Origin of the sequence: Streptomyces sp. NPDC048001, from assembly GCF_043203115.1 — a bacterium.
Taxonomy (GTDB): Bacteria; Actinomycetota; Actinomycetes; order Streptomycetales; family Streptomycetaceae; genus Streptomyces; species Streptomyces sanyensis.
On sequence record NZ_JBIDBN010000008.1, the window covers coordinates 283,424 to 309,761 of the forward strand.

A 26,338-nucleotide genomic window follows, 5' to 3' on the forward strand; every position below is an offset into this window, starting at 1 on the left:
TCCCCGAGTGAGGGACAATGGTCGCTCTGCCAGGGCGGGTTACCCGCCTCGCGCGCGTGGGCGGCGCGGGCGAAGATCAGGATCGCAGAGGGGACGCATGTCGGAGGCTGAGCAGTCGCGGGAGTCCCGGCGGAACGAGGCCGTGACGGCCGAAACCGCAGGCAGGGGTGAGGAATCCGCCGGCGGTGAGGGTGCGTCCGGCGCGCCCGGCAGCGGCTTCGGCCCGGCCGGTGCGATCCCCGGACAGCGCTCGTCCGCGGTGTCCACGGAGCGTGACGAGAAAAGCGGGGCCGCGGTCTCCGGTGCGCCGGGCACCGGGAGCGCGACGGCTCCTGAGGGCGAGTCGGGGGTGGGTACCGTGACGGCGACACGGAGCGACCGGGCGGTGGACGAGGCGCGGAATGCCGGGGAGCCGGTGGGGTCCGCGCCGGCCGAGGGTTCCGGAGGCCGTCCGGCACCGGGTGCGGGGCGCGCGTCCGCGGGCGGCGCCGGGCCCGAGGCCGGAGAGGGCCCCCCGGCGGACACCGCGGGCGCGGCCGGGCCGAACGGCACCGCGCGCAAGGGCGCACAGGACGATGCCGGGAGCGCTCCGGGCCCCGGGGCCGCGGACGCCGAGGAGGCACCCGGCGGCGAACGGGCGCACGGGACGTCCCCGGGCGGGGCCGCCCCCGCCGAGGACCCGGCCGCGGAGGGTACTTCCGGCGCGGACCCGACCGAGCGGGCCGGGGCGGGCCGCCCGGCGGAGTCCGCTGCGGCGCCGGCCGGGCCCGGAGCAGGTGACGGGCCGGCCGCCGGCGTGCCCGCCGGGGACGCGCCCGACGAGGACGCGTCCGACGACGGCGCTCCGGGCGGAGAGGTGCCGGCCGGGGACGTCCCCGCCGAGGACGCGCCGGGCACGGGTGCGCACGGCAAGCGGCCCGCCGCGGAGGCGTCCGGGGCCGAAGCGGCGGCACGCGGCGCCACGGGCTCCCTCCCCACCGGCGGCGCGAGCGCGCCCGCCACCGCCGAAGGCCGCCTTCTCGCACGGCGCTACCGCCTCGGCGGGGTCCTCGGCCGCGGCGGCATGGGCACCGTCTGGCGCGCCGTGGACGAGACCCTCGGCCGGACGGTCGCCGTCAAGGAACTGCGCTTCCCCAACGCCATCGACGAGGAGGAGAAGCGCCGCCTCATCACCCGGACCCTGCGCGAGGCCAAGGCCATCGCCAGGATCCGCAACAACAGCGCCGTCACCGTCTTCGACGTGGTCGACGAGGACGACCGCCCGTGGATCGTGATGGAGCTGGTCGAGGGCAAGTCCCTGGCCGAGGTCATCCGCGAGGACGGCGTACTGACCCCCCGTCGCGCGGCCGAGGTCGGACTCGCCGTCCTCGACGTACTGCGCTCCGCCCACCGCGAGGGCATCCTGCACCGGGACGTCAAGCCCTCCAACGTGCTCATCGGCAAGGACGACCGCGTCGTCCTCACCGACTTCGGCATCGCGCAGGTCGAGGGCGACCCCTCCCTCACCTCGACCGGCATGCTCGTCGGCGCCCCCTCCTACATCTCGCCCGAGCGGGCGCGGGGGCACAAGCCCGGCCCCGCCGCCGACCTCTGGTCCCTCGGCGGCCTGCTCTACGCCGCCGTCGAGGGCAGCCCGCCCTACGACAAGGGGTCGGCCATCGCCACGCTCACCGCAGTGATGACCGAACCGCTCGACCCCCCGAAGAACGCGGGCCCCCTCACGGACGTCGTCTACGGCCTGCTCGCCAAGGACCCCGCCCAGCGGCTCGACGACGCCGGTGCCCGCGCCCTGCTGACCCGGGTGGTGAACGCCCCGGAGGAGGCCGACGGCCACGCCGCCGCCCCGCCCGAGCAGACCCGGGTCATACCGCTGCCCGCCTCCCCCCCGCCGCCGCCCGCCACCGCCCCGCGTCCCCTCGCCCAGCCCAAGGACCCTGCCGCCGCGGCCCGGGTGCGCGGCGCCCTGCGCTCCGTGCGCAACGCGGCGGCCGCCGCCACGGCCGAGAAGCGCACCCCGGAGCAGGGCCCCTCCGGGGAGCGGGCTGCCGTGCCCGCCGCCCCGGGCGGACGGCGCCCCGCGCCGGTGCGCGCCCCGCTCACGGACGTGGTGCCCCGCCGCACACTGGTGATCATCGCTGTGGTGGCCGCACTCGCCGTGCTGTCCACCGTCCTCGTGCTCGCCCTCAACGGCGGGGACGACAACGGTGCCAAGGGCTCCACCCCGGGCACGGGCACCGGGACGGCCTCGGCCGGTACCGCGGCCGCGGGCGCCGAGGGCTCCGCGGGCGGAGAGCCGGACGGCGCCGCCGACCCCGGCAGCGTCCGGCAGCCCGACCAGGACGGCGGCACGGGCGGCACCGCACCCGGCGGCACCGAGGACGAGGCGGACGGCGACGACGACGCCTCCGAGGACGACGGCGGCACGGGCGGCGGCACCGGCGGAGCCGGGGCGCTGCCCGAGGGGTACGCGGCCGTCTCCAACGAGCAGTTCCGCTTCACCGTGGCCATGCCCCGGGATTTCCACTTCACCGGCATCGCGGGCCGCAACTCGGGCGCCAAGTTCAGCGTGGACGGGGGAGTGCCCCGGGTCCAGGTCGACTTCACCGACAGCCCCAGGGACGACGCGCACGCCGCCTGGGCCGCCGCCGTCGCCGGCGTCAGCGCCACCAGCAACGGCTACCGGCACATCGGCATCACCCGGGTCGAGTACAACGGCTACCCGACCGTCGCCGACTGGGAGTTCGAGCGCAACGAGAACGGCCAGCGGGTACGGATACTCAACAGGGGCTTCAAGGTGGACGCCCGCCGGGGCTACGCCATCATGATCACCTGCAAGGCGAGCGAGTGGGACGGCGAGGCCTGCACGACCCTGCGCCGCACGGCGTTCGCCACGTTCAGCCCCAAGGAGTGAGTCGGGGCACGTATCGTGAGACCTCGCGGACGGTATACCGCCACAAGGAGCCGCCCGCCGACCGGATATGACGGTTCGGTGCGGTGATCGCGGACCGGCCGGGGGACAGCGCGCTGCGGGGAGGCGTCGTGGAGGAGTACGCGGGACGGGTGCTCGCCGACCGCTACCGTCTGCCCTCGGAGTCCTCGGAGGAAGGCGAACTCGCCGAGACCCGCGCCTTCGACACCTACAGCGGCCACGAAGTGCTCGTGCGGCAGGTGCCGCTGCCCGAGGTCGTCGAGGCCGAGGTGATGGACGGCGACGGCCTGGCCGGGGCCGCCGTGCCGCGCCGGGCGCACGGCCGGGCCACGCTGCGGCCCACCGACCCGGCGGTGCTCCGCGCCGTCGAGGCCGCGCAGGCGGCTGCGCGGATCCCCGACCACCCCCGGCTGGACCAGGTCTTCGACGTGTTCGCCGAGGACGGGTCGCTGTGGATCGTGAGCGAGGTCGTGGCGGCCCGGCCGCTGGCCGCGCTGCTGGCGGAGCGGCCCCTCACCCCCTACCGCGCCGCGGAGGTGGCCTCCGACGTCCTGACCGCACTCCGGGTGCTGCACGCCCACGGCTGGACCCACCGGAACATCACCGTGCGCACGGTGCTGGTGTGCGAGGACGGCCGCGTGGTGCTGACCGGGCTGGCCTCCGGTGCCGCGGAGGAGGCCCTGTGCGGGTACGAGCCGGTGCCCGAGCGGCGGCCGGACGAGGACGCGCCCGCGCTCCCCGGCGGCGGCTCCGCCGGGCCCCGCGGCCCGTCCGCCGGCACCGCCTACGGCACCACCTCGTACACCGAGGGTTCCCCGGGCGGCCCCGCGGCGCTCGCCCCGGCGGCCCGCCACGGCCTGGCGGTGCCCGCCCCGGGGCGTCCGGCCCGGGACCTGCCCGCGCTCCCGCGGGAGTCCGGCTTCGAGCAGGCCGCCCCGCCCGACGGACGGGCCGCCGGGGCCGGGGCCATCGCCGCCTACCGGGCCGGTGCCCGCGCCGCGGCCCGGCCACGGGACGGCGAGCGGCTCGCGGAGCCCGGGCAGGGGGAAGGCCGCCCGCAGCCGGAGGCCGCCGAGGGCCCCGCCCGCGGCGGCTTCGGGGCCCACGGCCCCGACGCCGCCCGACCCGCCGGGAGCGCACCGGACGCCGGGGACGGCCGCACCGCCGGGGAGCTTCCCGGCGGCGAGGGCCCGGGGGACGCCGACGGCCCCGGCCGGGCCCGTCTCGCCGGCACCTGGCACGACGCGCCCCCGCCCGGCCGCGAGGGCCCCGGCCCGCTCCCGGCCGGGGGCGGCGGGCTGCCCGCCAGGCGCCCCTCCGCCCCCTCCGACGCCTACCGGGACGATCCCTACGGGGTGCGTCGCCGCGCGGCGGAGCGTGCGTCGCCGCAGCCGCGCCCGGCCCTGCCCGCCCACCGCGGCACCGCCGGCGGCTGGAGCGGCGGCGCCGACGCCCTGCGGGCCGACGCCCAGCGCCGCCCCGCCACCGGGGAACCCGCCCCGGCCGCCGGTGCCCCCCGATGGGACGAGGAGACGGCGGGCGCCCGGGCCGAGTCCTTCCGCGGCCCGACCACGCCGCTGGCCGCCGAGCGGGCCCGGCAGGCCCGGATCACGGTCGTCGGCGCCGTGACCGAGCGCTGGGCTCCCGAGCAGGCCGGTCCCGTGCACGAGAACTGGCAGCTTGCGGCGCCGGTCGGCCCGGCCACCGACCTCTGGGCGCTCGGTGCGCTGCTCTACCGCGCGGTGCAGGGCCACGCCCCCTACCCCGAGGACAACGCCGCCGAGCTGGTGCAGATGGTGTGCGCGGAGCCGCCCGCCTTCGCCGAGGAGTGCGGGCCGCTGCGGCCGGTCGTGGAGTCCCTGCTGCGCCAGGACCCCATGGAGCGGCCCGAGTGCGAGGAGCTGAACGGCTGGCTCCGCTCCCTGGTCCGGTCGGCGCCCGAACCGGAGGTCGGCCACGGCCTGGTGTCGGTGCCCTCCGGGCCGGTCGACCCGACGCTGCTGCCCATCGTGCGCCGCCGCGGCGAGCTGGTGCGCCGACGGCGCTTCGGTGCGCGGGAGGCGGGCCGCCACCGCCACCGGAAGTCCCGGGGTCCGGCCTCCCGGCCTCCCGCGTCCCGTGAGCGCTTCGACGCGGCCGACCGCTTCGACGACCCCCTGCCCGGGCCCGGCACCCGCGGTGGCCGGAAGCCGCGGGCGCTGGGCCGCACCCTGCTCCTGGCGGTGCTCCTGGCGCTGGCGGCCGCGGTCGCCTACGCGTACTACTTCATGCCCGCGTCCGGCGACCGGTCGGGCACCCCGAAGGCGGACGGCGCGGGGCAGCGCCCCTCCGCGGAGGCCGAGCCGAGCCCGGACCGCACCGACCCGGGCCGCTCCCCCGAGGCCACCCCGGGCTCGCAGCAGCCGCAGACGTCCGCCCCGGCCGCCACCCTCCCGGACGGGTACGTGCTCCGCGAGGACGCCGAGGGCTTCCGCCTGGCCGTCGTGGAGGAGTGGCAGCGGCGCCCCGTCAACGACGCGGGCCAGGTGCGCTACCTCGGCGGTGACTTCACCCTGATCGTCGTCCCCGGCCGGGACTCGGTGGCCGGGCACGGCGACGATCCGCTCGCCTACCAGCGGGACAAGGAGCGCGAACTCCAGCCCTTCAGGGACTCCTCCTGGGCGACCGCGAGCGGGCTGCGGCGCATCGACGTGGGCCGCCAGGCCATGGCGGAGGGCCAGTTCACCTGGCAGGACAGCACCGGCCGTGAGGTCTATGTGCGCAACCTGGCGCTGATCGTGGGCGACCGCTACCACGTCATCCAGGTGATCGGCCCGGCGGACCAGCGGGAGAAGGTGACCGAGATCCACCGGCAGGCCACCGCCACCTACCGGGTCACGGGCTAGCGCCGCACCGGGCGGGGTTCGCCCATGCGGTGTCTTCCCCCACAGCGCTCCGCGAGGGACCTCGCGGGCCTTCCGGGGGCGACAACCCCCTGATCAGGGGTTATGTGCCAGTGATCACTGGCGTGGTGTCGAGGGTCCCCGAAAACGTGTTACCGACGGGTATCCAAAGTGGGGATTGCGTCCTAGTCTCGCCCCATGACGGACTCGCTCTCCACCACCTCCTCGACCGCCACCGCGGCGACCCGCCCCGGAACCAACCCGGTCGCACCGGCCCCGGCCGGTGCGCGCACCGCCGCCGACGTGGTGACGCCCGAGGTCGTCGCCCGGCTGGCCAAGGACGTCGTGGGCTCCGGCAGCACGGCCAACCACGCGCCGTTCACCGGCGAGAGGCTCGCGGAGCTGCCCGAGTCCACCCCCGAGGACGTCGCCGCGGCCTTCGTACGGGCCCGCGCCGCCCAGGGCCCGTGGCAGGCCACGCCGGCCCGCGCCCGCGCCGCCGTGCTGCTGCGCTTCCACGATCTGCTCCTCGAACGCCAGGCCGAGGTGCTGGACCTCATCCAGCTGGAGACGGGCAAGGCCCGGCTGCACGCCCACGAGGAGGTGCTGGCGGTCGCCGTGGCCGCCCGCCACTACGGCCGCAAGGGCCCCGCCTACCTCCGCCCCCGCCGGCACACCGGTGTGGTGCCCGTGCTCACCAAGACCACCGAGCTGCGCCAGCCCCGGGGCGTGGTCGGCCAGATCGCCCCCTGGAACTACCCGCTGGAGCTGTCCGTCGGCGACGCCCTGCCCGCCTTCGTCGCCGGCAACGCCCTGGTCATGAAGCCGGACACGGAGACCGCCCTGACCGCCCTGTGGGCCCGGGACCTGCTCGTCGAGGCGGGGCTTCCCCCGGAGGTCTTCCAGGTCGTCCTCGGCGAGGGCCCCGTCGTCGGCCCCGCCCTGGTGCGGCACGCCGACTACGTCTCCTTCACCGGCTCGACCCGCACCGGCCGCGAGGTCGCCCGCGGCGCCGCCGACCGGCTCGTCGGCGTCTCGCTCGAACTCGGCGGCAAGAACGCCATGCTGGTCCTCCACGACGCCGACGTGGAGAAGGCGGCCGCCGGGGCGGTCCGCGCGTGCTTCTCCTCGGCCGGCCAGCTGTGCATCTCCATCGAGCGGCTGTACGTCCACGCATCGGTGGCGGACGAGTTCACCGAGCGCTTCGCGGCCCGCACCAGGGCCATGCGGCTCGGCAACGCCCTGGCCTACGGGGCGGACATGGGCTCGCTGGTCGGGCCGCGCCAGCTCGAGACCGTCACCCGGCACGTGGAGGACGCCGTGGCGGCGGGCGCCACCCTGGTCGCGGGCGGCACCGCCCGACCCGACATCGGCCCCTACTTCTACGAGCCCACCATCCTCGACGGCGTGACCGGGCCGATGGCCGTGTGCGAGGAGGAGACCTTCGGCCCGGTGGTCTCCCTCTACCGCTTCACCGACGAGGACGAGGCCGTCGACCGGGCCAACGCCACGCCCTACGGCCTCAACGCGAGTGTGTGGACCCGCGACGGACGGCGCGGCCACGCCGTCGCCGCCCGGCTGCGCACCGGAACGGTCAACATCAACGAGGGCTACGCACCCGCCTACGGCAGCGTCCGGGCGCCGATGGGCGGCATGAAGGACTCCGGCCTCGGCCGCCGCCACGGCTCCGAGGGCATCCTCAAGTACACGGAGGCCCAGACCGTCGCCCAGCAGCGGGTGCTCCCCCTGGCGCCGTCCTTCGGGATGGACGACGAGAGGTACGCCGCGCTGATGAGCACCGGTCTCCGGGCCATGAAGGCGCTGCGCCTGCGCTGACGGCTGCCCCGGCCGACCCGCCCCCGGCCGGCGCTGCCCCGGCCGACCCGCCCCCGGCCGGCCGCCCCCGCCCCCGCCGCCCCGAACCGACCCGAACCGCCCCGCACGCCCGAAGAGAGCCGACGAGGAGAGCCATGTCCGAGGTACCCCCTGCCCGAGAACAGGACGCGGGCGACGGCCCCTACGACTACGACGTGCTGGTGGTGGGCTCCGGCTTCGGCGGTTCGGTCTCCGCGCTCCGCCTCACGGAGAAGGGCTACCGGGTCGGCGTCCTGGAGGCGGGCCGCCGCTTCACCCGCGAGACCCTGCCCCGCAGCTCCTGGGACCTGCGCAACTACCTGTGGGCCCCCGCGCTGGGCCTCTTCGGCATCCAGCGCATCCACCTGCTCGGCAAGGTGATGGTGCTGGCCGGCGCGGGGGTGGGCGGCGGCTCCCTCAACTACGCCAACACGCTCTACGTGCCGCCCACCGCGTTCTTCCGGGACCCCCAGTGGGGGGCCATCACCGACTGGCAGGACGAACTCGGGCCCTACTACGACCAGGCCAAGCGGATGCTGGGCGTCCGCCTCAACCCGACGATGACCCCCTCCGACGTCCATCTGAAGGCGACCGCACAGGCCATGGGCGTGGGCGACACCTTCCACATGGCCCCGGTCGGCGTGTTCTTCGGTGACGGCCAGGACGCCGACGGCGCCTGCACGGCCCGGCCGGGGCGCGAGGTGCCCGACCCCTACTTCGGCGGCGCGGGCCCCTCGCGCAGGCCCTGCACCCAGTGCGGCGAGTGCATGACCGGCTGCCGCCACGGTGCGAAGAACACCCTCAACGAGAACTACCTCCACCTGGCGGAGCGGGCCGGTGCCGCGGTCCACCCGATGACCACGGCCGTCGCGGTCACCGAGGACTCCCGCGGCGGCTTCGCCGTCCGCACGGTGCCCAGCGACAAGCGGCGCAGGGGCGCGGGGCGCACCTACACCGCCCGGCGGGTCGTGATCGCCGCCGGCACCTACGGCACCCAGACCCTGCTGCACCGCATGAAGGACAGCGGCCTGCTGCCCCGCCTCTCCCACCGCCTGGGAGAGCTGACCCGCACCAACTCCGAGGCCCTGGTGGGCGCGCAGACCACCGACCGCCGCTACCGCAGCCGCCACGGCGCGAAGGCGGACTTCACCCGCGGTGTGGCGATCACCTCCTCGATCCACCCCGATGCCGACACCCACATCGAGCCGGTGCGCTACGGGCGGGGTTCCAACGCCATGGGCGGGCTGACGATCCTCCAGGTGCCCTTCCGCGCCAAGGGCCGGGTCGCGGGCTGGCTCGGCAACGTGGCCCGCCACCCCTGGCTGGCCATGCGCTCGCTGTCCAACCGCCGCTGGTCGGAGCGGTCCATCATCGGCCTGGTCATGCAGTCCGTGGACAACTCGCTGACCACGTACCGCAAGCCGGGCGGCCTGGGCAAGGGGCTCCTCACCGCACGGCAGGGGCACGGAGCGCCGAACCCCACCCAGATCCCGGAGGCCACCCGGGCCGCCTCCCTCCTGGCGGAGGAGATCAACGGCTTCGCCGGCTCCAACATCGGCGAGCTGATGGGCACCCCGCTGACCGCGCACTTCCTCGGCGGCTGCCCCATCGGCGCCTCCGCCGAGGACGGCGTGATCGACCCCTACCACCGGCTGTACGGGCACCCCGGCATCTCGGTCGTCGACGGGGCGGCGGTCTCCGCCAACCTCGGGGTCAACCCCTCGCTGACCATCACGGCCCAGGCCGAGCGGGCGATGTCCTTCTGGCCCAACAAGGGCGAGGCGGACCCCCGCCCGGAGCAGGGTGCGGCCTATGTGCGGCTGGCTCCGGTGAGGCCGGAGCGCCCCGCGGTCCCGGCGGAGGCCTTCGGCGCCCTGCGCCTGCCCTTCCTCGGGATGCCCGCCGTGCCTCCCCGCCCGGCGGAGGCCGGGGGGAAGAAGCCGCAGGACGTCTGAGCCGCCGCCCGCGGGCCAGGGGGAACCCGGTCCGCCCGGCGCGCACCGGCAGGACGAAGGCCGCTGCACCCCCCTCCGAGTGCAGCGGCCTCCTGGTTCCCGCGCGGCCCGGCGCGCGGGGCGCGCACGTGGCCGTTGTTACGCATGCATGACCTGTGTCCCCTGGGAATGGTTGTCCCCCGGTAACCGGTCCGAGGTGTGAGGTGGGTCACTTTCCGTGATCGGGTGACACCCTCGCGCTTCCCCCGGCTCCACGCGGGCACCCGGGCAGACGAAGGGCCCCGCGGGCAGTGGCCGCGGGGCCCTTCGGGCAGCACCGACGTCAGGGCAGCGTCGGCGCCGGTGTGCGGCGCCGGGGGGTAGCGCCGCGTCGGGAGGACGGAGGGTGCGGGCGTCCGTGCGGACGGACCGGATGCGGTCGGCGCCGGGCGTCCCCGGAGCCGACCGCTTCTTGGGGTGACCGGGCTGCTGTCCCCTGCCGACCGGTCACACACGCTGGGGCGAGGTCCCACGACGCACCTCGGGCGCGTCACACGCTCCAGCGGAGCCACGCGTGGTTTCTCCTTGGCGGTCCGCCCCTGGCTGGCGCGGACAAGAGGAACAACGAGATCCGGCCGCGGGCGTCACGCGCCGTACGGGTGAGGGCGCACCCGAACGCAGGTGCACGCCGTACTCCCGCCCCGGCGTCCGGCGTCCCGGACCGGGAGCCGGGGCCGGGAGCCGGGGCCGGGAGCCGGGGCCGTTCCCCGGCCCCGGCAGCCGGTCAGACCCGGCCGCGGCACAGCTCCAGCACCGTCATCGCCAGCGCGGTGCCCGGCCTGCCGAGCGCGTCCCGGTAGTGGGACAGCACGTCCATCTCCCGCGCCAGGCTCACCCGGCGCCCGCCGGAGGCGATCCGTGACTCCTGGATCACGGCCGAGACGGCCATGCGCTCCTGGATCAGCCCGATGATCCGGTCGTCCAGCGCGTCGATGCGCTCGCGCGCACCGGTGATCACCTGCGCGGCGTCCTCGGTGCGGGCGCCGGTGCGGTCGAGTACCTCGGTCATGAGGGGGCTCCTCTGCGGTGTCGGCAGGGCCCCGGAGCGGCACGGACCGGAAAGCCGAGGCGCCCCGGGCCTGTCGGCCCGGGGCGCCTGGGAAGTCGCTCGTCAGTTGCTCAAGCAGCGCGACCATGGCAGCCGGACGGGCCGGTGCCATAGGTAAAGACGAAGGTCAGCTGCTGCATGGCGACAGTATGGACCGCGGCGGGGCCCGCGCCAAAGCGGGTTCGGATGGTGAGACGAAAAGTGCCGTCGGGCGCCCCGGTAGAATCGACAGATACCGACTCCCTCCCACCGCCGGAAGGCCGCCAGTGTCATCAGCGTCCCCCGCTGCCGCGCCCGCAACGCAACCGGACACCGTCCTCGTTGTCGACTTCGGCGCCCAGTACGCACAGCTCATCGCCCGCCGGGTCCGCGAGGCCCGCGTCTACAGCGAGATCGTCCCCTCCACGATGCCCGTGGCGGAGATGCTGGCGAAGAACCCCAAGGCGATCATCCTCTCCGGCGGCCCGTCCTCCGTGTACGCCGAGGGCGCGCCCCGCCTGGACCGCTCGCTGTTCGAGGCGGGTGTCCCCGTCTTCGGCATGTGCTACGGCTTCCAGCTGATGGCCACCGTCCTGGGCGGCACGGTCGACAACACCGGCTCCCGCGAGTACGGGCGCACTCCGCTGCACGTCTCCAAGCCCGGCTCCACCCTCTTCGAGGGCACCCCGGCCGAGCAGTCCGTGTGGATGTCCCACGGCGACGCCTGCTCCGAGGCGCCCGAGGGCTTCACCGTCACCGCGTCCACCGACGTCGTGCCGGTCGCCGCCTTCGAGAACGACGAGAAGAAGCTCTACGGCGTGCAGTACCACCCCGAGGTGATGCACTCCACCCACGGCCAGCAGGTCCTGGAGCACTTCCTCTACCGGGGTGCGGGCATCCGCCCCTCCTGGACCACGGGCAACGTGATCGAGGAGCAGGTCGCGGCCATCCGCGAGCAGGTCGGCACCAAGCGGGCCATCTGCGGCCTCTCCGGCGGCGTGGACTCGGCCGTGGCCGCGGCCCTGGTCCAGAAGGCCATCGGCTCCCAGCTCACCTGCGTCTACGTCGACCACGGCCTGATGCGCCAGGGCGAGACCGAGCAGGTCGAGAAGGACTTCGTGGCCGCGACCGGCGTCCAGTTGAAGGTCGTGGACGCGGAGGAGCGCTTCCTGGCCGCCCTCGCGGGCGTCTCGGACCCGGAGGAGAAGCGGAAGATCATCGGGCGCGAGTTCATCCGCGTCTTCGAGCAGGCCCAGGCCGAGATCGTCGCCGAGTCCGCGGGCGAGGGCGAGGACGTCGCCTTCCTCGTGCAGGGCACCCTCTACCCGGACGTCGTGGAGTCCGGCGGAGGCACCGGCACCGCCAACATCAAGTCCCACCACAACGTGGGCGGACTGCCCGAGGACCTGGAGTTCGCGCTCGTCGAGCCGCTGCGCAAGCTGTTCAAGGACGAGGTCCGCATGGTCGGCCAGGAACTCGGCCTGCCCGAGGAGATCGTCCAGCGCCAGCCCTTCCCCGGACCGGGCCTCGGCATCCGCATCGTCGGCGAGGTCACCAAGTCCCGCCTGGACCTGCTGCGCCAGGCGGACGCCATCGCCCGCGAGGAGCTCACCGCCGCCGGCCTGGACCGGGAGATCTGGCAGTGCCCGGTCGTCCTGCTGGCCGAGGTCCGCAGCGTCGGCGTGCAGGGCGACGGCCGCACCTACGGCCACCCGATCGTGCTGCGGCCGGTGTCCTCCGAGGACGCGATGACCGCCGACTGGACCCGTATGCCCTACGACGTGCTGGCACGCATCTCCACCCGGATCACCAACGAGGTCGCCGACGTCAACCGTGTCGTCCTCGACGTGACGAGCAAGCCGCCGGGCACCATCGAGTGGGAGTGAGCTCCCCCTGAGGCCGGCCGACGCCGCCGCCCGCGCCGCGCGGTCGGCGGCGTCGCCGTCCCCCGGTGCGTCCGGGCACCGGCACCTCCCGCCCCCGGGGGCTTCCGCCGACCGCCCCGCCCGCCGTACGGTCCTGTCACGATCCGCGCCGCACACCGCTGAGCGGGGCGGTCTCCCCGTACGTATGGTCGATTAGACGGACACTTCGAGGCGGGACGGGCAATGAGAGACATGGACCGGACGACGGCCACCTACGGTACTGCCGGCGAAACGCCGCCGACCCGGCGGGACCAGGCGGCCCGGTACGCCCTGCTGCCCCTGCGGCTCTTCCTCGGGATCACCTTCGTCTACGCGGGCATCGACAAGCTCACCGACAGCACCTTCCTGGCCGCCACCGGCCCCGGCTCCCTCGGTGAGCTCATGAACGCCGTCCGCGGTACCGCCGCGGTGCCGGGCCTGGTCGACCTCGCGCTGAACGACCCCGTGGCCTTCGGGTACGCCATCGCCCTCGGCGAACTCGCCGTGGGCCTCGGCACCCTGGTCGGCCTGCTGGCCCGCGTCGCGGCACTCGGAGGCGCGCTCATCTCGCTGAGCCTGTGGCTCACGGTCAGCTGGCAGACCGAGCCGTACTACTACGGGAACGACCTGGTCTACCTGATGGCCTGGCTGCCCCTGGTGCTCGCCGGGGCGTCCTACTGGTCGCTGGACGCCCTGCTGCGCGCGCGGCGGCGCCGCACCGTGTAGTGGACCGAGCCCGCGACGCCCGCCAGCGCCAGCCCGGCGGCCGTCAGCGGCAGGGCCGTGAACCACGGGACCGTCCACTCGCCGGCGACGTCCCCCGCGTACAGCGCGGCGACGGCCAGGGCGCAGAGCCCGGCGATCAGCCGCCCCGGCCGGAAGCCGTGGACGCTCTCACGGCTGCGCACGGTCCACCTCCACCTGTCCGATGCCCACTTCCAGTTCCAGCCTGACGGTCCCGGCGGCGGCCGCACCCTCCGGGGGCCGCAGGGTCTCCCGCACGGTGCGTCCCGGGTCGACGCGCACCATGTCCGGCGGGTCGTCGGGCAGGCGGACCCCGCCGACCCCGGCCGTGGCCCGAAGCACCACCACCGCGTCCGCGGGCACCACGACCCTGAGCACGCCCAGGCCCACCTCCGCGCGGGTCGACGCGGTGTCCCCCTCGGGCACGTCCACTCCGGACAGGTCCAGGGTCGCCGAGCCCGAGCCCAGCTCGTAGGACGGGCGGACGCCGGCGACCGTCGAGGGCCGCCAGGTGTCCTCGCGGAAGTCCGTGTCGATGCCCGGCGGCAGCGCCGCGGCGCCCGCCAGGAGCCCGGCGGTCACCGCGGTCAGCAGGACCGTGCCCGCCCCGGTGCGCCCCAGCACACTGCTGACCACCAGCCCCGCGCCGAGCACCGCTAGCGCGGCGACCAGCCCCGTCTGGAGGCTGGTGCCCAGGGGCCCGCCCCAGGTGGCCGCGGTGCCGATCGCCCCGGCCAGCAGGGCCAGCAGCACCACCGGCCCGCCGATGCCCCGCCGGGACCCCTGCCGCGCGGGCGCCGCCCCGCGGACACCGGCGGCCTCCTCGGGGGCGAGGGCCGCGGCATCCGCCGGTCCCCACAGGTAGCCGGTCGCCACGGGCCCCGTGGTGCCGTCCTTGAGGATCGGGTCCCGCCACCAGGAGGGGCCGTCCGGCGAGGGCGGCGCCTTGGTCTCGGGCGGTGCCTCCGCCACGGTGTGCGCCGCCGAGGGCGCCGCCGGTGCGCCCTCGGGCGCGCCGGCGCGGCGGCGCAGCGACCACACGCCGAGCCCCGCCGTCGCGAGCGACAGCATCGCCGCGAAGGCGAGCAGATCGGCGTTGCGCAGCATCGACAGCAGCAGGCCGCAGCCGATCAGGGCCAGCAGCAGGGCGCTCAGGCAGGCGCGGTCCACCCGCCCGGAGAGCAGGCGGCGGAACTCGTTCTCCCCGTCATCGTCGTCGTCGGAGGGGATGAGCAGCCAGGCGAAGCCGTAGAAGATCAGGCCGACGCCGCCGGTGGCGGACAGCACGCCGATCGAGACCCGGAAGATCACCGGGTCCACGTCGCAGTGCCGGCCGAGTCCGCCGCAGACCCCGGCGACCAGCTTGCCGCGCCGGGAGCGCCGCAGCGGCGGCTGCGGCTGCTCGTGCGGGGGGCTGGGCGGTGCGGCGGTCGGCTGGCTCATGCCTCCATGGTGACGGGCCGTCGGGGTGCACGGCAGCCGTCACGACCCTGGACCTCCCCTGATATTGCCCCGAGTCCGGCCCGGGACGTCCGGGTTCCCGCCCGGTCCCGTGCCCGGGTGCGGGACCGGTTGCGGGACCGGGGGCCGCGCCGGGTCCGGGTCAGGGTCGGTCTCAGGGGCGGCCCTGATGTCCGCGCCCCCGCCTCCGTGTGACGATCTGGGTATGCCAGTCGCCGCCCGCCCGCCCGAGACCGACGAGCCCGCCGTGCGCAAGCTCTACCGCAGCGCCGACGGCAGGATGCTGGGCGGCGTGGCGCGCGGGCTGGCGGGCCATCTGGGCGTGCCGGTGGTCTGGGTGCGGCTGGTGTTCCTGGTGCTGTTCATGGCGGACGGCCTGGGCGCGCTGCCCTACGCCGTCCTCTGGATCGCCGTCCCGCTGGGTGTCGGCGGGCGGGAGGCCGCCCCCCGCCCGCTCGTCGAGACCACGCCCGACGGCAGGAAGCGCCTGCGCAAGCCCGACAAGGGGCAACTCGTCGCCCTCGCCGCGCTGCTCTTCGGCGGTGCGCTGTTCGTGGAGAACCTCGAACGCAACAGCACCAACCGCTACATCGTGCCCACGCTGCTGATCGGCGCGGGCGTGGTGCTGGTGTGGCGGCAGGCCGACAACGCACGTCGGGCCAGCTGGCTGCCCGGCTCCTCCGGCGGGGGCCGGCTCTTCCCGGTGGCGCGGGTGGTGGCGGGTGTCGCGCTCGCCGCGGCGGGTCTCACCGTCTTCGTCGTGGTGCGCGGCTCGGCCGCCCAGCTCGGCAACATCCTCACCGCCGCGATCGCGGTGATCGTCGGGGTCGCGCTGCTCGCCGGCCCCTGGCTGGTGCGGATGACCCAGGACCTCTCGGAGGAGCGGACGATGCGCATCCGGGCCCAGGAGCGGGCCGAGGTCGCCGCCCACGTCCACGACTCGGTGCTGCACACCCTCACCCTGATCCAGCGCAACGCCGAGGACGCCGGGGAGGTGCGCCGGCTCGCCCGGGCCCAGGAGCGGGAGCTGCGCAACTGGCTCTACCGCCCGGAGGGCACGGGCAAGGAGGAGGACGAGGCCCCCGACACGCTGGCGGAGGCGGTCCGCCGGGCCGCCGCCGAGGTCGAGGACAAGCACGGTGTGCCGGTGGAGGTCGTCGTCGTGGGGGACTGCCCGCTCGACGAGCGCCTGGGGGCGCAGCTGCAGGCCGCGCGCGAGGCGATGGTCAACGCGGCCAAGTACGGTGGCTCGGGAGGGGCCGTGCAGGTGTACGCGGAGGTGGAGCCGCGGTCGGTCTTCGTCTCCGTCAGGGACCGGGGGCCGGGATTCGACCTGGACGCGGTCCCCGGTGACAGGATGGGTGTCAGAGAGTCGATCATCGGCCGGATGCAGCGCAACGGCGGGACGGCACGGCTCCGCTCGGCGGCGGGCGGGGGGACCGAGGTGGAGCTCGAGATGGAGAGGGCTGACGGATGACCGAGGCTGCGGAGGAGACCGCCGGGCGGCGGGTGCGGGTGGTGCTCGTGGACGACCACCGGATGTTCCGGGCGGGCGTCCAGGCCGAGATCGGGCGGACGGAGGAGACGGGCGTCGAGGTCGTCGGGGAGGCCGCCGACGTGGACCAGGCCGTCACCGTCATCACCGCCACCCGCCCGGAGGTCGTCCTGCTGGACGTCCACCTCCCGGGCGGCGGCGGGGTGGAGGTGCTGCGGCGCTGCGCCACGCTGATGGGCGCGGCGGTCGATCCGGTCCGGTTCCTGGCGCTGTCGGTCTCGGACGCCGCGGAGGACGTGATCGGCGTCATCCGGGGCGGTGCGCGCGGCTACGTCACCAAGACGATCACCGGGGCGGACCTGGTGGACTCCGTTTTCCGGGTGCAGGACGGGGACGCGGTCTTCTCGCCGCGCCTCGCCGGGTTCGTGCTCGACGCCTTCGCCTCCACCGACGCGGTCCCCGTCGACGAGGACCTGGACCGGCTGACCCAGCGGGAGCGCGAGGTGCTGCGGCTGATCGCCCGCGGGTACGCCTACAAGGAGATCGCGAAGCAGCTGTTCATCTCGGTGAAGACGGTCGAGTCCCACGTCTCCGCGGTGCTGCGCAAGCTCCAGCTCTCCAACCGGCACGAACTCACCCGCTGGGCGACCGCCCGCCGCCTGGTCTGACGCGGGCCCGGCGTGCCGTGCGTGTGCGGCCGGTGGGCCGCCGCCGTACGGCGGGCGACGTCGGGGGCGGGGGGCGCCGTCGGGGGCGGCGCGCCGGTCTCAGGCGACGCGGACCGCGCCCGCGAACGGCATCTCGTCGATGCCGGCGATCCGCACCGGTGACCCGGGCCGTGGGGCGTGGATCATCCTGCCGTCGCCGATGTAGAGCCCGACGTGGGTGATGCCGTGGTAGAAGAAGACCAGGTCGCCCGGCGCCAGTTGGGAACGGGCCACCCGCCGCCCCGCCTCGATCTGCGTGTAGGTGGTGCGGGGGAGGGCCACGCCCGCCGAGCGCCAGGCCGCCTGCGTCAGCCCCGAGCAGTCGTAGGCGCCGGGTCCGGTGGCGCCCCACACATAGGGCTTCCCCAGGGCGCCGTAGGCGTAGGCCACGGCCCGCGCGGCCCGTCCGTCGGCCGGACCCGAGGGCGCCCTGGGGGCGGGCATGTCCGCGCGCCCGGCGCGGTCGGCGCGGTCGGGACCCTCGGCGGCGCCCCGCGCGTAGGCGGCCCGCTCCTCCGCGGTGAGCCGGGCCAGCAGCCGCTCCGCCGCCGCGAGCCGTGCCCGGACCGACTGCTTGTGCCGTGCCGCCCGGCCGCGGTGCTGCTCCAGTTCGGCCGCCCGCAGCCCGGCGCGCTCGCGCAGCTCCGCGAGGTCGACGAGCTGGCGCCGCACCGAGGCGAGGGCGGACGCCCGGCGGTCGCCGACGCGCTCGGCGAGCGAGGCGCGTTCCAGGTAGTCGCCGGGATCGGAGGTGAGGGCGAGCCGGAGACCGGGGTCGATCCCGCCCGCGCGGTACTGCGCGGCCGCGAAGGAACCGAGCGCCTCGCGCGAGGTGTTGAGCCGCTCGGTGCGCCGGGCCGCCTCGTCGCGGAGGGCGCCGAGCTCGTCGCGGGCGGCGTCCGCCCGCTCCCTGGCGCCGTTGTAGCGCTCGGTCGCGGCCTCCGCCTCCCGGTACAGCGTGTCCACCTTCGCCTTGACCTGGGCGGTGGTCGGCCGCGGGTCGGCCTGGGCCGTTCCGCCGAGCGCCGTGCCGCCGGCGGCGCCCGCGAGGGCGAGGGCGGCGGCCGTCCGGCCCGCCGGTCCGGTGTGCGGACGCTGCCTGGGTTTCCGGTGCGCTGCCACGGTGGCGCCGTTCCTTCCGTCGTCCGTCCGTCGTCCCCGGGGCCCGGCGGCGCGCACCGCACGGGAGAGCGGTGGGCCGCCGGACCCTTCGGCGGGGGTGGCCGAGCCGTCCGGCTGCACGACGGCGGTGGGAGCCGGCCACCTGGTGCTGGACGCTAGACCGCGCGGCCGCCGCGGGAGGCGGCGCCGACCGGAACTGCCCGAAGCCTGCCCTCCGTGCTTCGTCCGGCGGTCGGAACCGATCGCCGGAGGACCGGGAACGGGAGCCCGTGGACCGATGCCGCGGACGGGGGCGACCCGGTCGGGATCCGGTGGTATGGGCCGCATAGGCTCCGCCGTATGGACGTACTCATCAATGTCTTCGTCGCCCTGCATGTCATCGGTATCGCCTCGCTGCTGGGCGGTTTCCTGACCCAGATGAAGGCGATGGGCGCGGGCACGGCCCGCTTCACCCCGGCGATGCTCCACGGGGCACTGACCATGCTGGTCACGGGCGTGGCCCTGGTGGGGCTGAACCAGGCGGACGACCAGCCCGTCGACAACGTCAAGATCGCCGTGAAGCTGGCGGTGCTGGTGGTGGTCCTCGGGCTGGTCTACGTCAAGCGGGACGAGGAGCGGGTGGACAAGGCCCTCTTCGGCGCGGTCGGGGCGCTGACCACGGCGAACGTCTTCATCGCCACGCTCTGGACCTGAGCTTCCGCCGCCGTCCGGCTCGCCTCCGACGGGGGCCGCGGGGGGCGGCACCCCCGCCGCCCCCCGCCGCAGGCTCCGCCGGGCTCAGGCCGGGCGGACGCTGCCGTGGATCGGCATGGAGTAGACGGACTCCTCGCGGACGTTGGCGCCCGGCTTCGGTGCGTGGATCATCATGCCCTCGCCGATGTAGATGCCGACGTGGCTGATGTCGTCGTAGAAGAAGACCAGGTCCCCGGGGAGCAGGTCCTGGGTGGCGACCCGGGTGCCGACCTCCACCTGGTCCCAGGTGGTGCGGGGCAGGTCCACTCCGGCGGCCTTCCAGGCGGCCTGGGTCAGGCCCGAGCAGTCGTAGGAGCTCGGTCCGGTGGCCCCCCAGACGTACGGCTTGCCGATCTGCGCGCGGGCGAAGTCGATCACCTTGTCGGCCTTCGCCGCGTGCCCGCCGTCCGCCGTCCCGCTCCCGGGGTCCGCGTCCTGCGCCGGGGGCTGTGCCGTCTCCCGCGCCGTCTCCGGCGCACGGGCGGCCTCGGCCTCCTGCGCCGCCTGCCGCTCCGCCTCGGCCCGTTCCGCCTCGGCCCTGGCCTTCTCCTCCGCCTTGCGGCGGGCCTCCTCGGCCTTCTCGCGCTCGATCGCCTCCAGGCGCGCCTTCTCCTCGGCGGTCAGCCGGGACAGCAGGGACCGCGCCTCGGCGAGCTTCGCCTGCACGTTCTGCTTGCTGGTGCGCAAGGCCTCCTGGGAGGCGCTCAGTTCCTCCAGGCGCTCGCCCGCCTCCGCCCGCTGCTCGGCGGCCTCCGCACGCTGGGCCTCGTAGTCGGCGACCGCCTGCTGCTGCTGGTCGGTCATCCGGTCCATCAGACGGGTCTGGTCGAAGTAGGCCTGGGGACTCTCCGCGAACATCAGCGCCGCGGTCGGCGCCACCGCCCCGGTGCGGTACTGCGCGGCGGCGAAGGTGCCGAGCGCGCGCCGGGACTCGTTGAGCCTGTCCGCCCGGGTGGCCGCCTGGTCGAGCAGCGTGTCCACCTCGCGCCGCTGCTCGGTCGCGGCCTCCTTGGCCTTGTTGTACTCCTGCGTGGCGCTGCCCGCCTGCCGGTAGAGGTCGTCGACCTTCTTCTGCACCTCCTCGATGGAGGGCGAGGGCTCGCCGGGTGCGGCGGAGGCGCTCTGTCCCGACAGCAGCGTGACCCCGGCGAGGGCGGCCGTGGTGAACCCGACGGCGGGGGAGGGCTTGGTACTGCGGCTGCGGATCCTGCGATGCGACGCCAAGGCCGGCATCTCCTTCTTCCGTGGACCGCCTACCGGGTTAGCTGTCGGGTTCGGGCGAACGGAAGACGCCCTACGGGCAGCGCGCGGCGCGGCCCGATTCACCCCGGTCGTGCATCAAGTGGGTCCCCGGCTCCGAACCGCCCAGCGGGGGGCCCGGATTCGGCGTAGTCGACCCGTTCGGCGCGGTTCGCCGGGAGGGGAGCGGGCCGTCTGGTCGAGCACGCTAGCCAATACGTGAGCACCCTGTGAAGGTTGATGTTCGATATGTCCGATACATTTCCGTGACCTTTTTCGAGAGGGGGTGCCGGGGTCCCGCGCCGGATCCGGCCGGTCACCCAATGTGCACGTTCCGCCCCCGCCCGCGTGCGGTGCCGTCCGCCCGGTGGAAGCCGTCCCGGAGTGTCGGCGGGGCGGCCTAGACTCGGTAGGCGATGAGCAGCCTCTTTGACGACAGCTTCCTGACCGGCCTCCAGCCCCCCGAGGAGGAGCCGCACGGGGAGGAGCACCCCCCGCCGCCCGAGGACGCGGCCCCCGAGCCGATCCCGGACGACCTCTTCCAGGGGGCGTACGACGTGCCGCCGGCCCGCGACGGGTACTACCGCGACGGCGCTCCCCGGCCCGCGGTCGATCCCTCGGCCCTGCTGGAGGGGCTGAACGAGCAGCAGCGCGACGCCGTCGTCCACACCGGATCCCCGCTGCTCATCGTCGCGGGCGCCGGGTCGGGCAAGACCCGTGTGCTCACCCACCGGATCGCGCACCTGCTGGGCACCCGGCACGTCCACCCCGGCCAGATACTGGCGATCACCTTCACCAACAAGGCCGCCGGGGAGATGAAGGAGCGCGTCGGCCAGCTCGTCGGCCCGCGGGCGAACGCCATGTGGGTGATGACCTTCCACAGCGCGTGTGTGCGCATCCTGCGCCGCGAGTCCAAGCGGCTCGGGTTCACCTCGTCGTTCTCGATCTACGACGCGGCCGACTCCAAGCGCCTGATGGCCCTGGTCTGCCGGGACCTGGACCTCGACCCGAAGAAGTTCCCGCCCAAGTCGTTCAGCGCCAAGATCTCCAACCTCAAGAACGAGCTGGTCGACGAGGAGAGCTTCGCCGACCGGGCGGCCGGGGGCGCCTCCCAGGCCGAAGGCGCCGGGGGAGGTTTCGAGAAGACGCTCGCCGAGGCGTACCGGATGTACCAGGCGCGGCTGCGCGAGGCCAACGCCCTGGACTTCGACGACATCATCATGACCACCGTCCACCTGCTCCAGGCCTTCCCGGACGTGGCCGAGCACTACCGGCGCCGCTTCCGCCACGTCCTGGTCGACGAGTACCAGGACACCAACCACGCCCAGTACACCCTGGTGCGGGAGCTGGTCGGGCAGGGGTACGAAGACCTGGCGCCCGCCGAGCTGTGCGTCGTCGGCGACGCGGACCAGTCCATCTACGCCTTCCGCGGCGCGACCATCCGCAACATCCTCCAGTTCGAGGAGGACTACCCGGAGGCGACGACGATCCTGCTGGAGCAGAACTACCGCTCCACGCAGACGATCCTGTCGGCGGCCAACGCCGTCATCGAGCGCAACGAGTCCCGCCGCCCGAAGAACCTGTGGACGGACGCGGGCGCCGGTGCGCGGATCACCGGCTATGTCGCGGACACCGAGCACGACGAGGCGCAGTTCATCGCCGAGGAGATCGACCGGCTCACCGACGCGGGCGAGGCGAAGGCGGGGGACGTCGCCGTCTTCTACCGGACCAACGCCCAGTCCCGCGTCTTCGAGGAGGTCTTCATCCGCGTCGGCCTGCCCTACAAGGTGGTCGGCGGAGTGCGCTTCTACGAGCGCAAGGAGGTCAGGGACGTCCTCGCCTACCTCAGGGTGCTGGCCAACCCCGAGGACGCGGTGCCCCTGCGCCGCATCCTCAACGTCCCTAAGCGGGGCATCGGGGACCGTGCCGAGGCCATGGTCGAGGCGCTCGCACTGCGCGAGCGGATCACCTTCCCGCAGGCGCTGCGCCGCGTGGACGAGGCCTACGGCATGGCGGCGCGCTCGGCCAACGCCGTGAAGCGCTTCAACGTCCTGATGGAGGAGCTGCGCACCATCGCGGAGTCGGGAGCCGGGCCCGCCGTGGTGCTGGAGGCCGTGCTGGAGCGCACCGGCTACCTGGCCGAGCTCCAGGCCTCCACCGACCCGCAGGACGAGACCCGTATCGAGAACCTCCAGGAACTGGCGGCGGTGGCGCTGGAGTTCGAGAAGGACCGGGCCGAGGGCGACGGTGGCGGCACCCTCGCGGAGTTCCTGGAGCAGGTGGCGCTCGTCGCCGACTCCGACCAGATCCCCGACGAGGACGAGGAGGGCTCCGGCGTCATCACGCTGATGACCCTGCACACGGCGAAGGGGCTGGAGTTCCCCGTGGTCTTCCTCACGGGCCTGGAGGACGGCGTGTTCCCGCACATGCGGGCCCTCGGGCAGGCCAAGGAACTGGAGGAGGAGCGGCGGCTCGCCTACGTCGGCATCACCCGGGCCCGCGAGAGGCTGTACCTGACGCGGTCGGCGATGCGCTCGGCCTGGGGCCAGCCCGCCTACAACCCGCCCTCCCGCTTCCTGGAGGAGATCCCCGCCGCCCACCTGGAGTGGAAGCGGACCGGGCCGATGGCCGCGCCCGCGGGGCCGACGTCCGGTGTCGCCGCGTCGCTCTCCTCGTCCCGTTCACGCGGCAAGGCCAGCGGGTTCGCCACCCGCCGCACCGGCGACAAGCCGGTGGTCTCGCTGGCGGTGGGCGACCGGGTCACGCACGACCAGTTCGGCCTGGGCACGGTCGTCGGGGTGACGGGCACGGGTTCGGAGGCGCAGGCGACGATCGACTTCGGCGACGACAAGCCCAAGCGCCTGCTGCTGCGGTACGCGCCGGTCGAGAAGCTCTGACAGCGGCGGGGCGCCGGGCGCGGCGCGGCGGTGCCCCGCTCGGGCCGGACGTGCGCGGCGCCGCTCCCGGCCGCCCGCGGGCGACGGGCAGGGAGCCAGCCGGAGGGTGGCTGCCCGGCCGGATCGCGAGCCGGTGGGCGGCGGGATACGCGCAGCGCGCAGGGGTCCTGCGGGAGGTGCCCGGGTGGAGGGGCCGCTGCCGGGGCGCTCCGGCAGCGGTGCTGCGCCGGAGCGGTCGGCCAGGGGTGGTGCGGGGCGGTGCGCCGGGGACCCTGCGGGCCCCTCGGGCTCAGGTCGGGTCCAGGCCGTGGCTGCGCAGCCAGGCGAGCGGGTCGACCGCCGAGCCGCCGCCCGGGCGCACCTCGAAGTGGAGGTGGGGACCGGTCGAGTTGCCGGAGTTGCCCGAGAAGGCGATGACGTCGCCCGCCTTGACCGACCCACTGCGGATCTTGGTGGTGCTGAGGTGGCAGTACCAGGTCTCGGTCCCGTCGGGGGCGGTCACGATCGCCATGTTGCCGTAGGCGCTGTTCCACTGGGTGCGGACCGTGCCGTCCGTGGCGGCCATCACCGGTGTGCCGTACTGGACGGGGAAGTCGATCCCGGTGTGCAGGGACATCCAGTTGACGCCGGACTGGCCGTAGTAGGCGCTCAGCCCGTCCTGTTTGACCGGGAGCAGGAACTTGGGCCGCATCGCCTCGCGGCGGGCCGCCTCCTCCTCGCGCTTCTTCTTCTCGGCGGCCTGGCGCGCCTTGAGGTCGATCCGCTCCTGGGTGCGCGAGGCGCGGTCGCCGAAGTCGCGGGCGTCGGCACTGAGCGCGGCCAGCTGCGTGTCCATCTTGCTGTTGGCCGCGACGGCCTTGGCGGACGCCGGGTCGGGCGCGGCCAGGGTGGCCTTGTCGTCCTTCTGCTCGGTGCTGCCGAGGTCGCCGACGGAGGCGGCGGCGATACCGGCGGCCCCGAGGACGCAGACGGAGGGCACCGCGACGGTCAGGAGCGCGGAGCGCTTCGCCGGGGTCCGGCGCCGTCCGCGACCGCCTCCGGACCGGCGGACCGGCCGGGCCGCGGCGGGGGGCACGGGCACCGCGGTCATGGTCTGGGTGAGGGCGTTGTGCTGGTCGAGTTCCGGCGTGTCGCTCTCCGGCCCGTCGTCCCCGGTCTCGTACCCGGTCTCACCGGGCGCGGCGGCCTCGTGGACGGCTTCGCCGTGGGCGGCCTCGTGGCCGGCCGGGTCCTGGGCCTCGTGGACGGCGGCCTGTTCGGCGCCGAGGTCGTAGGCGGGCACCTCGGTGCCGTGGCCGTCCGGTTCGAAGCGGGTGTCCACGGCGTCGTAGGAGGCGGCCTCGAACACGGCCGTGGGTTCGTAGCCGGGGTGGGCGTCGTAGGCCGTGGTGCCGTACGCGGTGTAGTCGCCCTCCTGGCCGACGGCGTACTCCGCGTACGCTCCCTGGTGTACGGCTGCGCCCTCGGGGTCTGTGCCCGGGGTGAACTCGCCCTGGGGGGCGGCGTAGGCGGCGAACTGCTGGTCCGGCGTGTACTGCTGCGGGACCAGGCCCTCCTGGGCGGCCGCGGGGTCGGCGGCGGTGTTCCAGGCGGTGGCGTCGTAGGCGCCGGTCTCGTAGGCGCCGCCGGGGGCGGGGGAGGCCCACTGGGCCGTCGCGTCATGGGGGAAGGCGGCTGCCGCGGTCTCGTACCGGCCGGTTCCGGAAGCCTGGTTCCAGGCCCCCGCGTCCCACTGCCCGGTGCCCTCGTACGGCGCGTACTGGCCGTACTGCCCCTCGTACTGCGGCTGTTGGGACGGGTCGCCCGCCGTGGCGTAGGCGTCGTAACCGGCGGCCGGGTGTGCGGCGGTGCTCCACTGGGAAGAGTCGTACTGGCCGCTGTGACCGGATGTGTAGTCCTCGGGGAGCGACCCGAAAAGCGGGTCGGAACCGTAGCTGCCGGTGGTGTGCTCGGTGTACCCGGCGTGGGCGTGCTGGTCGTTCACCAACTTCTCTCTCGCCTCGGCAGCAGGACCTGCATCCGGGGGCCCTGGTGCTCGGCTTCCCGGGGTGACGCAGTGGCGCGACTGTACCCGGCGGTATGCGATGCCGACAATCTTCGGGGCCCTCCGGCTGCCCGGGAAACGGGCATTCAGCCGTCTTTCGGTGGACGGTGGGCAGAGCTTTGGCCCTACGTTCGAGACGTGTTCGATAAGTGGTCGCCCGTGTGCGGACTCTCGGGTTCCGAGGGGGCGCCGAACCGGCGGGCGCCGGTCAGGCCACCGAGGCCGTCCCGTCGCGTCCGGCCGCGCCGCCGGCCCCCTGCTCCCCGGCGGGCGCCAGGACCTCGCGGATGCGCGAGGTCACGGCCGGATGCACGGGCAGTGCGAGATGGCCGATCCCCCGCACCGGTACGTCCTCCACCAGCAGGTCGGGGTGGACGATGCGGGCCGTCTCCACCGGGGACATGATCCGGTCCAGGTCGCTCCAGAAGCAGACGAAGCGCGTGCGGCAGCCCGGTGCGGGCCGGGTCAGCTCCTCGATGACCTCCGACCCCGGACGCATCTGCCGCACGACCGGATGGACCCCGGCGAACGGGACCACCGAGGTGCCCGCATGCGGCGTGCCGAGCGTGACCAGGGTGCGCACACGCCGGTCGCCCCCGAGGCGCTGCACGTAGTAGCGGGCGATCAGCCCCCCGAGGCTGTGGCCGACGACATCCAGCCGGGGATGCCCGGTCCGGGCGCAGATCTCCTCGACGCGGCGGCCCAGCAACTCGGCCGCCGCCCGGATGTCGAGGGTCAGCGGGGAGAAGTTGAGGCAACGCACCTCCCGCCGCCCGTCCTGGGCCAGTGCCCGTCGCAGCAGGACGAAGACCGAGCGGTTGTCCGCGAAGCCGTGCAGCAGCAGGGCGGGGGCGGTGCCGTCGGCCGGGTGCGGCGGCAGCGTGCGCAGCGCCCCCGTCTCCCGGCCGCTGCCGGGCGGCTCCACTCGTTCGCCCACGGCCGGGTCCGCGGTGCTGTGCGCGTCCGCGCGGGGCGTCCCCGGGCCGGGTCCCGGCGCGGGCGTGTCGGCGCACCGGCCGGGGCGGGTCCGCTCGGGTGCCAGGCCGGAGGGGTACAGCACGATGTGCCCGGCCAGCACGAGCAGCTCCAGAGTGGTGGCGCGCAGCAGGTCGGCCGGGACACGGAAGCGGCCCAGCCCGAGGAAGTACCGCACCGCCCCGGCGGCGATCTCCCGCGTCAGGTCGGGCGCGGCGGCCGGGACCGCGACCGGCAGCGACCGGACCAGGGGGCGCAGCGGGGGCGGGAGCAGGGGGAGGAGTCGCGGAAGCGGTTGCGAGGGGAGCGGTTGCGAGGGGGATGACGGAGCC

The 26,338-nt window shown here is 75.1% G+C and carries 17 protein-coding genes and 1 riboswitch; of the genes, 10 read left to right on the forward strand and 7 right to left on the reverse strand.

All coding sequences use genetic code 11. From position 1 onward, the window contains the following. The first annotated feature begins 97 nt into the window (after window positions 1-97). The 4 genes from ACGF15_RS17200 (at window position 98) to ACGF15_RS17215 (ending at window position 9,620) form a co-directional block, all read left to right on the forward strand. The gene (locus ACGF15_RS17200; RefSeq protein WP_392799795.1) at window positions 98-2,911 is read left to right on the forward strand and encodes a protein kinase; all 2,814 of its coding nucleotides are present in this window, start codon (window positions 98-100) and stop codon (window positions 2,909-2,911) included. Window positions 2,912-3,039: 128 nt separating this feature from the next. Continuing rightward, window positions 3,040-5,814 carry a protein kinase gene (locus ACGF15_RS17205; protein ID WP_392799947.1) on the forward strand — a complete coding sequence of 925 codons (2,775 nt, stop codon included), beginning with the start codon at window positions 3,040-3,042 and terminating at the stop codon, window positions 5,812-5,814. Between the two features lie 195 nt (window positions 5,815-6,009). Next, entirely contained in the window at window positions 6,010-7,647 is a 1,638-nt protein-coding gene (locus tag ACGF15_RS17210; RefSeq protein ID WP_345614510.1) for a succinic semialdehyde dehydrogenase, read from the forward strand. A gap of 134 nt (window positions 7,648-7,781) precedes the next feature. Continuing rightward, complete coding sequence (locus tag ACGF15_RS17215; RefSeq protein ID WP_392799798.1) at window positions 7,782-9,620, forward strand: GMC oxidoreductase; 1,839 nt, start codon at window positions 7,782-7,784, stop codon at window positions 9,618-9,620. 763 nt (window positions 9,621-10,383) lie between these two features. Here ACGF15_RS17215 and ACGF15_RS17220 read toward each other — a convergent pair. Then, window positions 10,384-10,668, reverse strand: a complete 285-nt coding sequence (locus ACGF15_RS17220; protein WP_345614512.1) for a chorismate mutase — start codon at window positions 10,666-10,668, stop codon at window positions 10,384-10,386. A 305-nt stretch (window positions 10,669-10,973) separates the two neighbouring features. On the opposite strand from ACGF15_RS17220, the gene guaA reads away from it, so the two are divergent. Further along, on the forward strand, window positions 10,974-12,572 hold the full coding sequence (guaA, locus tag ACGF15_RS17225; RefSeq protein ID WP_345614513.1) for a glutamine-hydrolyzing GMP synthase: 1,599 nt from the start codon (window positions 10,974-10,976) through the stop codon (window positions 12,570-12,572). A 231-nt stretch (window positions 12,573-12,803) separates the two neighbouring features. Next, the gene (locus ACGF15_RS17230; RefSeq protein ID WP_392799802.1) at window positions 12,804-13,316 is read left to right on the forward strand and encodes a DoxX family protein; all 513 of its coding nucleotides are present in this window, start codon (window positions 12,804-12,806) and stop codon (window positions 13,314-13,316) included. On the opposite strand, the gene ACGF15_RS17235 is transcribed toward ACGF15_RS17230, so the two are convergent. Together ACGF15_RS17235 and ACGF15_RS17240 are read right to left on the reverse strand one after the other, a co-directional pair. Then, window positions 13,265-13,498: a hypothetical protein gene (locus tag ACGF15_RS17235; protein WP_345614515.1), complete on the reverse strand. Its 234-nt coding sequence runs from the start codon at window positions 13,496-13,498 to the stop codon at window positions 13,265-13,267. The two genes, ACGF15_RS17230 and ACGF15_RS17235, sit on opposite strands and share 52 nt — an antisense overlap. Next, window positions 13,485-14,777 carry a PspC domain-containing protein gene (locus ACGF15_RS17240; protein WP_392799806.1) on the reverse strand — a complete coding sequence of 431 codons (1,293 nt, stop codon included), beginning with the start codon at window positions 14,775-14,777 and terminating at the stop codon, window positions 13,485-13,487. The genes ACGF15_RS17235 and ACGF15_RS17240 overlap by 14 nt, the downstream gene beginning before the upstream one ends. A gap of 223 nt (window positions 14,778-15,000) precedes the next feature. On the opposite strand from ACGF15_RS17240, the gene ACGF15_RS17245 reads away from it, so the two are divergent. Then, window positions 15,001-16,272, forward strand: a complete 1,272-nt coding sequence (locus tag ACGF15_RS17245) for a PspC domain-containing protein (protein WP_392799809.1) — start codon at window positions 15,001-15,003, stop codon at window positions 16,270-16,272. Next, window positions 16,269-16,958 (forward strand): response regulator transcription factor, encoded by a 690-nt coding sequence (locus ACGF15_RS17250; protein WP_256525501.1) that lies wholly within the window; start codon window positions 16,269-16,271, stop codon window positions 16,956-16,958. Before ACGF15_RS17245 ends, ACGF15_RS17250 begins: the two co-directional genes overlap by 4 nt. A 99-nt stretch (window positions 16,959-17,057) precedes the next feature. Here ACGF15_RS17250 and ACGF15_RS17255 read toward each other — a convergent pair whose 3' ends face one another. Continuing rightward, a complete protein-coding gene (locus ACGF15_RS17255) occupies window positions 17,058-18,119 on the reverse strand; it encodes an NlpC/P60 family protein (protein WP_392799812.1) in 1,062 nt (353 codons plus the stop codon). Window positions 18,120-18,458: 339 nt separating this feature from the next. Here ACGF15_RS17255 and ACGF15_RS17260 point away from each other — a divergent pair, with 339 nt between their 5' ends. After that, entirely contained in the window at window positions 18,459-18,812 is a 354-nt protein-coding gene (locus ACGF15_RS17260; protein WP_345614519.1) for a hypothetical protein, read from the forward strand. 84 nt (window positions 18,813-18,896) lie between these two features. On the opposite strand, the gene ACGF15_RS17265 is transcribed toward ACGF15_RS17260, so the two are convergent. After that, on the reverse strand, window positions 18,897-20,084 hold the full coding sequence (locus tag ACGF15_RS17265) for an NlpC/P60 family protein (protein ID WP_362608616.1): 1,188 nt from the start codon (window positions 20,082-20,084) through the stop codon (window positions 18,897-18,899). Between the two features lies 1 nt (window position 20,085). Further along, window positions 20,086-20,250: riboswitch (cyclic di-AMP (ydaO/yuaA leader) on the reverse strand. A gap of 256 nt (window positions 20,251-20,506) precedes the next feature. Here ACGF15_RS17265 and pcrA point away from each other — a divergent pair. Then, window positions 20,507-22,987, forward strand: coding sequence for a DNA helicase PcrA (gene pcrA, locus ACGF15_RS17270; RefSeq protein WP_392799816.1), 2,481 nt, complete (start codon window positions 20,507-20,509; stop codon window positions 22,985-22,987). 289 nt (window positions 22,988-23,276) lie between these two features. Here the strand turns inward: pcrA and ACGF15_RS17275 are convergent, their stop codons facing one another. Both ACGF15_RS17275 and ACGF15_RS17280 read right to left on the reverse strand, forming a co-directional pair. After that, the gene (locus ACGF15_RS17275) at window positions 23,277-24,971 is read right to left on the reverse strand and encodes a peptidoglycan DD-metalloendopeptidase family protein (protein ID WP_392799819.1); all 1,695 of its coding nucleotides are present in this window, start codon (window positions 24,969-24,971) and stop codon (window positions 23,277-23,279) included. Between the two features lie 268 nt (window positions 24,972-25,239). Beyond that, on the reverse strand, window positions 25,240-26,199 hold the full coding sequence (locus ACGF15_RS17280; RefSeq protein WP_392799950.1) for an esterase/lipase family protein: 960 nt from the start codon (window positions 26,197-26,199) through the stop codon (window positions 25,240-25,242). Between the last annotated feature and the right edge of the window lie 139 nt (window positions 26,200-26,338).

Coding starts and splice junctions, on each gene's coding strand:
- ACGF15_RS17265 (WP_362608616.1), bottom strand. CDS start 20,084: ATGCCGGCCTTGGCGTCGCATCGCAGGATCCGCAGCCGCAGTACCAAG.
- ACGF15_RS17260 (WP_345614519.1), top strand. CDS start 18,459: ATGGACGTACTCATCAATGTCTTCGTCGCCCTGCATGTCATCGGTATC.
- pcrA (WP_392799816.1), top strand. CDS start 20,507: ATGAGCAGCCTCTTTGACGACAGCTTCCTGACCGGCCTCCAGCCCCCC.
- ACGF15_RS17230 (WP_392799802.1), top strand. CDS start 12,804: ATGGACCGGACGACGGCCACCTACGGTACTGCCGGCGAAACGCCGCCG.
- ACGF15_RS17250 (WP_256525501.1), top strand. CDS start 16,269: ATGACCGAGGCTGCGGAGGAGACCGCCGGGCGGCGGGTGCGGGTGGTG.
- ACGF15_RS17240 (WP_392799806.1), bottom strand. CDS start 14,777: ATGAGCCAGCCGACCGCCGCACCGCCCAGCCCCCCGCACGAGCAGCCG.
- ACGF15_RS17215 (WP_392799798.1), top strand. CDS start 7,782: ATGTCCGAGGTACCCCCTGCCCGAGAACAGGACGCGGGCGACGGCCCC.
- ACGF15_RS17220 (WP_345614512.1), bottom strand. CDS start 10,668: ATGACCGAGGTACTCGACCGCACCGGCGCCCGCACCGAGGACGCCGCG.
- ACGF15_RS17210 (WP_345614510.1), top strand. CDS start 6,010: ATGACGGACTCGCTCTCCACCACCTCCTCGACCGCCACCGCGGCGACC.
- ACGF15_RS17200 (WP_392799795.1), top strand. CDS start 98: ATGTCGGAGGCTGAGCAGTCGCGGGAGTCCCGGCGGAACGAGGCCGTG.
- ACGF15_RS17245 (WP_392799809.1), top strand. CDS start 15,001: ATGCCAGTCGCCGCCCGCCCGCCCGAGACCGACGAGCCCGCCGTGCGC.